6 protein-coding genes and 1 riboswitch are annotated in these 7,562 nt (G+C 36.8%); of the genes, 4 read left to right on the top strand and 2 right to left on the bottom strand.

All coding sequences use genetic code 11. From position 1 onward, the window contains the following. Positions 1–450 precede the first annotated feature (450 nt). Together B9P78_RS08765 and B9P78_RS08760 are read right to left on the bottom strand one after the other, a co-directional pair. Entirely contained in the window at positions 451–1,206 is a 756-nt protein-coding gene (locus B9P78_RS08765; protein ID WP_094519070.1) for an amino acid ABC transporter ATP-binding protein, read from the bottom strand. Between the two features lie 11 nt (positions 1,207–1,217). Beyond that, the gene (locus B9P78_RS08760) at positions 1,218–2,879 is read right to left on the bottom strand and encodes an ABC transporter substrate-binding protein/permease (RefSeq protein WP_094519069.1); all 1,662 of its coding nucleotides are present in this window, start codon (positions 2,877–2,879) and stop codon (positions 1,218–1,220) included. Between the two features lie 96 nt (positions 2,880–2,975). Then, positions 2,976–3,139: riboswitch (Lysine riboswitch) on the bottom strand. A 212-nt stretch (positions 3,140–3,351) separates the two neighbouring features. Here B9P78_RS08760 and B9P78_RS08755 point away from each other — a divergent pair. The 4 genes from B9P78_RS08755 (at position 3,352) to trxA (ending at position 7,420) form a co-directional block, all read left to right on the top strand. Further along, the gene (locus B9P78_RS08755; protein ID WP_094519068.1) at positions 3,352–3,930 is read left to right on the top strand and encodes a cell division protein ZapA; all 579 of its coding nucleotides are present in this window, start codon (positions 3,352–3,354) and stop codon (positions 3,928–3,930) included. A gap of 33 nt (positions 3,931–3,963) precedes the next feature. Next, a complete protein-coding gene (locus tag B9P78_RS08750; RefSeq protein ID WP_094519067.1) occupies positions 3,964–4,521 on the top strand; it encodes a CvpA family protein in 558 nt (185 codons plus the stop codon). A 96-nt stretch (positions 4,522–4,617) separates the two neighbouring features. Beyond that, the gene (locus tag B9P78_RS08745; RefSeq protein WP_094519066.1) at positions 4,618–7,005 is read left to right on the top strand and encodes an endonuclease MutS2; all 2,388 of its coding nucleotides are present in this window, start codon (positions 4,618–4,620) and stop codon (positions 7,003–7,005) included. A gap of 103 nt (positions 7,006–7,108) precedes the next feature. After that, entirely contained in the window at positions 7,109–7,420 is a 312-nt protein-coding gene (trxA, locus tag B9P78_RS08740; protein ID WP_094519065.1) for a thioredoxin, read from the top strand. Positions 7,421–7,562 lie beyond the last annotated feature (142 nt).

The following is a 7,562-nucleotide window of genomic DNA, read 5'->3' as shown; positions in this document are numbered from 1 at the left end:
TATTCCACTCCAATTCTATAGGGGATAAGAAGAGTATATAAAAAATGTAGGAAAACCAACAATTTTACATTGTCATTTTCCTACATTTTATAACTGTTCTTTACATATTATAGAATGACGGCTCGTACTTTATAAATAATAAAATCTATCAAATATGGAAATATATGTATGCTATAAAAATAGAACATATTTTATAGCACCGCTATTTATTTTCAATAAAAACGCCCAAAATTAGAGAATGGCAGGTTCATTCTATAATCGCATTTTTCCCAACAAGCGTAGGAAAGTCATACCCCGATAATCCTCAAGGTGCTCGCGTAAGCGACCTACTTTGGGGATTATTTTGTTTATCAATGAAGTAGATAAGGTGCGTGCTTTACGCTAAATTGACCCGACTCACATCGCATAAAAAAGAGACCAGGTTCTATCCTGATCTCCTTTTCTATCAAATTAAACTTTTTCGCTAGTATATCGGGTTAAGAATGCTTTTGTACGTTCTTGTTTTGGCATATCGATAATTTCTTTTGCCGGTCCTTGTTCAACGATAACACCTTGGTCCATGAACACGATGTTTGTTGATACATCACGAGCAAAGGCCATTTCATGTGTAACAATAATCATAGTCAAACCTTCATCCGCAAGTTGCGTCATTGTTTCCAATACTTCGCCAACCATTTCAGGGTCTAGTGCAGATGTAGGTTCATCGAACAATAGTACTTCTGGATCCATTGAAAGTGCACGGGCAATCGCAACACGTTGTTGTTGTCCACCAGATAATTGATCTGGACGAGCATCACGATAAGGTGCCATGCCAACTTTTTCTAGGTTTTTTAAGGCAATTGCTTCTGCCTCTTCTTTACCACGACCTAATAATTTACGTTGACCAACAGTACAGTTTTCTAATGCCGTGAAATTTTTGAATAAATTAAATGATTGGAACACCATACCCACTTGGGTGCGGTATTTATTCACGTTGAATTTAGCATTTAGAATTGATTCTCCGTGATACAGAATGTCTCCACCTGTAGGGTCTTCAAGTAAATTTAAACAACGTAATAGGGTAGATTTACCCGATCCTGAAGAACCGATGATTGAGGTTACTTGACCAGGATGTACTTGAAAATCAATATCACGTAAAACTAAATTTTCGCCAAAGCGTTTTTCTAAATGTTGGACATTTAGAATTAAGTTATCTTGAGTTTGCATATGTTAACCTCCTATAGTTCTTCTTGGTTCGCTGATGTGGTGCTTGATTGGTAGATATGGTAATTCTTTTTACCAGTCATTTTATTTTCGATTAAGTTCAATACACGCGTTGTTGTAAAGGTTAAGACGAAGTAGATAATCGCTGTAATTAAGAATGTTTGGAAGGTTAGGTAGGTTGAACCTGCCGCAGATTTTGTTACGAAGAATAATTCGGTAACGGCAATAACATTCAATACAGAGGTATCTTTAATATTGATTACAAATTCATTTCCTAAAGCTGGTAAAATTGAACGAATGGCTTGAGGTAAGACAATTGTGGTCATTGTTTGATAGTGGTTCATACCAATTGCACGAGCAGCTTCACTTTGACCTTTATCAACAGATTTAATACCACCACGAATTACTTCGGCAAGGTATGCACCAGTATTAATAGAAACAATTAACAAGGCTGCTGTCATGGTTGACATTTGAACATTAAAGAATAAACGAGCACCATAGAAAATCATCATAGCTTGAACCATCATTGGTGTACCACGGAAAATTTCAATATATGCCGCAATAACAAAATCAAAAATTTTGTAGAAGATGTAACCAATTGGATGGTGGTCACGACGCACAATTAATGAACGGTAAATCGCAATTAATAAACCAATAATAAATCCTACGATAGTAGAAGTAAGGGCAATAAACATAGTTGTAATGGCACCTTGGATAAATTGAGAGCCATAAGTATTCCAGATACCAGCAACTTCTGCCCAGAATCCAGTACTTTCACCCCGAACATTTAAGTTTACCATGTCTTCCATTAATTGATCACGCGTTGCTGTTGGAATTGTAGCTAATGCATCATTAATCATTGGCGTTAATGGTGAATCTTTACGTGCGGCAACGGCAATATCAGATGTTACTTCACCTAAATCAAAGCCTTGGCCAGCAGCAAATTCTACATATGTTAAGGCTGGGTTAGCAGCAACGGCTGCCATAGCACCAGGTTTTTCAGAAACATAGGCATCGATGGTACCAGCTGTTAGGGCAGTAATCATTGTTGGAAATGAATCTAGTGCTGTTGCTTGATCTACATCTGGAATTTGAGAAATCAAATCATAATGGAAGGTATTCAATTGACCAGTAACTGTCGCTCCTGAGAAATCATTTAGCGCTGTTGCGTCAGCATATTCTCCATCTGCAGTGGTTACTAACACAATATCAGACGAATAATAAGAATCTGAGAAATCCATTTGTTCAAGTCGTTCAGGTGTAGGCGACATACCTGCAATAATGACATCAATCATTCCTGATTCTAGTGCAGGTGGAAGACCGTCCCACTCTAATTTGACAACTTCTAATTCTAAACCTAAAGTATCAGCTAAGCGTTTAGCGATTTGTACATCATAACCATTGGCAAATTCACCCTCAGAGTTTAAGATGGGTACTGCACCATCGGCATTTGTTGTTTGGGACCAGTTAAATGGGGCATAGTTGGCTTCCATACCAACACGTAAAACACCATCTTTATCTAGACCTTCTGTTAGTGCAGCTTCATCAATTTCAATGGATGAAGTAGTAGCACTCGCTTGGACTACTGATGATAAGGGACCAACAATGGCAAATAAAATAGTGAAAAGTGCAATAAGCAATGTTTGCCAACGTTTTTTGTTAAATAATTCTTTCATTTATTTTCCTCCTCTTTATATAGAAAAAAGCCTCTACAGCAATTAATTGCAATAGAGGCTCCCTTTATTTACCCACTTCACTAATGAAACAGTAACTTACAGGATAGCGCATCACTTGGTTAAGTGACAGTCATAAGTATATTTTACTTATGCCCAACATTCTAACTTGGGGTTAAAACATTTCGGCGAATTTTCCTTTCCATACCTTCATCACTCCCGCTCCGGTATGTACTGATAATTTTCGCACCTCTATCTCAATATTGTTTTCTATAATACACGACTTCTCATAAAAAGTCTTGTTTTTCTCATTAAGAATTTGATGAGAAAAAATCTAACATGGTTAATCAGGGTGGCGTTCAAAGCAAGGTCTAGTCATTTTCCGGGATAAATGGTAAAATATTTAAGATTATGAATTCAAAGAGGGCCAGTGTAAATCTGGTAACGAAAGAATTAGAAATTTGGAGTGACTAAAATGTCGAATAATGAAGAAAAGAATAGAGTAACAGCAAAATTAGGGATCCATAAATTTACCATTCGGAGCCATAAATCGAGCGAACATATTCAACAAGTTAGTCGAGATATCAATCAATATTTAAGTGACATTGAAAAGCATAACCCAGCAATGAGTTTAGAAGAGATGGCCTTGTTGGTGTCTTTAAATATTCAATCCGATAACTTAGATTTACATGCTCAAGTGGACGATATGGCCAAAGAAAATGCAGATTTATTAGTGAGAATTAAATCTTTAGAACATACTATGGGTACCCTAGTAAAAGAAATTGCTCAAATCGAAAAAGATAAGATTCAAAAAGAACAAGCAGAAAAATTAGCAAGTCAACAGGCCAATCAAGTGAAGCCAGTACCCGCACGCAAATCAACGGGGACAGCAAGTAAGAAAAAAGCAACAACGAATGTAAAAGAACCTATTGTAACGAAAGAAACAGTAGATGCAGTAAATGATTTGGAAAAATTACAACAACCGAGTTTGAAATCTGGTGTTCAAATCGCTTCAAATCAATTGGGACGCTTACGTCAGACACCAAGATCATAGATTATATTGGTATGAAACAAATGGAGGACTAGCATGTTAGGATTTTTGATTGTACTATTTTTTTTAATTAGCATTGCCGTGGGTGTATTTAAGGGAGCTATTCTCCAAGGTATTCATGTGATTGGCCTATTTATAGGCTACTTATTAGCAATTTTATTCTACGATAACCTAGTAAATTTCGTTAGTCTATGGGTACCGTATGTTGGTTTTGATATAGAAAATACATTTACATATTTCCCACAAACCATTCTTCAAAATATGGATGTTATCTATTTCAGATTATGTGCAATGTTGATTATTATCCTAGCAACTTGGATTATGACTGAAATTGTGGCATATCTATGCCGAAACTTGAAATTCGTCGCAATAGATATCCCAGCTAATGTATTTCTTGGTGGTATCTTCGGATTGATATCTGCATGGTTTTGGAGTTTCTTTATCCTTACCTTCCTTAGTGTATTAACTTTTCAAGGCGTACAAACAGCGTTAGCAAATTCACCGGTTGCTGATTTTATCATCCGCAATACACCGCTACTTTCACGTCAGGTATTTCATCTGTTGCTTCAAGGCATCGGAAATTTACCATTCTAATTTACCCCGATGGACGCTAAATAACGCATTATGCAAAACGACAGCTGGACTTTGTGCCAGCTATTTCCTTTTAAATAGAATGAAGGAGGATCCTCAGTGAATGAGAAAATTTATCAAACATTAGAGTTTGAAAAAATCCAACAACAATTAGCCAAAGAAACTAGAACTGAAATTGGGCGTTATCAAGCCCTACATTTAACACCTCTTACAAAGGCGGATCAAATCGAAGAGCAGTTACAAGCTGTCGATGATGTAAAATATTTATTTGAATTAGATAAACGGATTCCTGTTAGCCAACTGATTAATATTAAGCCTTATTTAAAACGCTTAGATATTGGGGCAGACTTAAATGGGAAAGAATTAGCTGCCGTTAGTCGCGTTTTACGCGCATCTGGAGAGGTGGCGGCATTTTTTAACAAATTAAATGAAGACAAAGTCGAATTAAAGCAACTATATCGCATAGCTGATGCATTAATAGATTTACGTGACTTAATGCGTAAAATGCAAAACGCCATAGCTGATGATGGAAGTGTTTATGATCAAGCGTCTGCCACTTTGCATGGTTTACGCCAAGGCATTAAACGTGAAGAGGCGGGTATTCGCGTTAAATTAGATCAAATTATCAGATCCAATAAGGCCTCATACTTAAGTGAAGCCATCATCACCATTCGGAATAATCGATTCGTTATTCCGGTTAAACATGAATACCGCAATGCCTTTGGCGGCGTAGTGCATGATCAATCATCAAGTGGCCAAACTTTATATATTGAACCGCAAACAGTGCTGGATGCTAACAATCATTTGCGCGCCTTACAAGGTGAAGAAGAGGAAGAAATTCGACGTATTTTCCAAGAATTGTCAGCTGATTTAGCCCCATATACATCAGAAATTGCTGAAAATAATCAACGACTTGGGGATTTAGATTTAATTCAAGCGAAATTTCAATTTGCTAGAGAAATTGGTGCCACAAGACCTATATTAGTAGAATCCAGTACGGAATTAGATTTGATTCAAGCAAAACACCCCTTACTAGATTCCAAAAAGGTTGTAGCTAACGATATTGCTTTCAGTGAAGCGTATAATATGATTTTGATTACTGGGCCTAACACAGGTGGTAAAACGATTACCTTAAAAACGGTTGGAATAATTCAATTGATGGCTCAAGCAGGGTTATATATCACTGCAAAAGCGGAGAGTAAGGTGGCCGTATTTGAAGAAATTTTTGCTGATATCGGAGATGAACAGTCAATTGAGCAGAATTTATCTACTTTCTCAGGTCATATGACGAATATTATTCGTATTATCGAAGCAGCGAATGATAAGTCACTCGTATTAATAGATGAATTGGGTTCAGGTACTGATCCACAGGAAGGTGCTGCAATTGCGATTGCTATTTTAAATCGGTTTGCATATTTAGACGCAACGGTAATGGCAACAACCCACTATCCTGAACTAAAAACATATGCATATGAACATCCTACAGCAATCAACGCATCTATGGAATTTGATGAAAAAACATTACAACCAACCTATCAATTATTAATTGGGGTACCAGGGAGATCTAATGCTTTTGATATTTCACAACGCTTAGGCTTGGCCCCTGAGATTGTGAACGAAGCTCGTTCTTATATTCAAGAAGAAAGTCAAAAATTGAACGACATGTTGCTTGATCTTGAGAATCAACGTCATGAATACGAAAACTTATCTGCTAAAGCTGCAAAAGATCTAGCCGATGCTGAGCATTTATTAAATGATTTAAAAACAGCTCAAGCGCGTATGGAAGCTGATAAAGAAACGTATATGAATCGTGCACGCAAAGAAGCGAATCAGCTTGTCGATGAAACAAAAGAAAAAGCGGATAAAATTCTTGCTGAAATCCGTGATTGGCAATTGAATCACCCAACAGTTGGTAATATTAAAGAACACGAAATGATAGAAAAGCAATCCGCTTTAGCCGGATTGAGCCAAGAAGAGCAACAATTGAAGAAGAATAAGGTTCTTCAAAAAGCCAAAAAGAATAAAGACCGTACAGCTGATTTTGAAGTTGGTGACGAAGTAAATGTGCTCACTTATGGTCAACGGGGAACCCTAGTTGAAAAACGTGAAAATGATTGGGTTGTTCAAATGGGCATGTTAAAAATGGAAATCGACGAGAAAGATTTATCTTTGGTGGATGCAAAACCAGATAAACAAAGTCGCAACCATAGAGCAGGTATTAAAGCGAGCAAAGCTAAAGGCGTGGGTACTAGCGTAGACCTTAGAGGAGAACGATACGAAGAAGCTATGATTCGATTAAGTAACTTCATAGATTCAGCCTTACTAGCCGGTCATGGGCAAGTAACCATTATTCATGGACATGGTACAGGAGCATTGAGAACGGGTGTGCAAAAATTCTTAAAAAAACATCCAAGTGTAGTATCTTTTGAATTTGCACCGTATAATATGGGTGGAAATGGTGCGACCATCGCAAAATTTAAAGGATAGGTTTCATCTGAGCCGTTTGCTTTTATCATGTAAGCAAATTAATGTTAAACTTGGTCAGACGATGATATAATAACCGTAAAGCGAAAATAGGAGGAAACAAATTATGGTACAAGCAATTACAGATGCAAACTTTAATACAGAAACAGACGAAGGTGTAGTGTTAGTTGATTTCTGGGCAACTTGGTGTGGTCCTTGTCGTATGCAATCACCAATCGTTGAAGCATTAGATGATGAAATGGGTGACCAAGTGAAATTTGCTAAAATGGATGTAGATGACAATCCAGAAACAGCACGCCAATTTGGCATCATGTCTATTCCAACACTAATGATCAAAAAGGATGGCAAAATCGTTGAACAATTAGTTGGTTATACACCAAAAGAAAACTTAGAAGAAATTTTAAACCGTTATATCTAAAAAATGAAAAGAGGCTGGGACAAAACTACTTTTGCGAAAAAAGTAGTCCCACTTTCGTTTATTTTTATAAAGATATAGAAAAATACACTCCCACTACTGAACAAAAAAGTTCATAGTTTTGGGAGTGTATTTTTTTGAGAGA

This window comes from Aerococcus sp. 1KP-2016 (assembly GCF_002252085.1).
Classification (GTDB): domain Bacteria; phylum Bacillota; class Bacilli; order Lactobacillales; family Aerococcaceae; genus Aerococcus.
The sequence above is the reverse complement of the archived record's forward strand: the minus strand, read 5'-3'. Positions and strand labels throughout refer to the sequence as shown.

Bases quoted from the DNA above. Each gene is read 5' to 3' on its own strand.
- B9P78_RS08765 (WP_094519070.1), bottom strand. From the start codon at position 1,206: ATGCAAACTCAAGATAACTTAATTCTAAATGTCCAACATTTAGAAAAA.
- B9P78_RS08760 (WP_094519069.1), bottom strand. From the start codon at position 2,879: ATGAAAGAATTATTTAACAAAAAACGTTGGCAAACATTGCTTATTGCA.
- B9P78_RS08755 (WP_094519068.1), top strand. From the start codon at position 3,352: ATGTCGAATAATGAAGAAAAGAATAGAGTAACAGCAAAATTAGGGATC.
- B9P78_RS08750 (WP_094519067.1), top strand. From the start codon at position 3,964: ATGTTAGGATTTTTGATTGTACTATTTTTTTTAATTAGCATTGCCGTG.
- trxA (WP_094519065.1), top strand. From the start codon at position 7,109: ATGGTACAAGCAATTACAGATGCAAACTTTAATACAGAAACAGACGAA.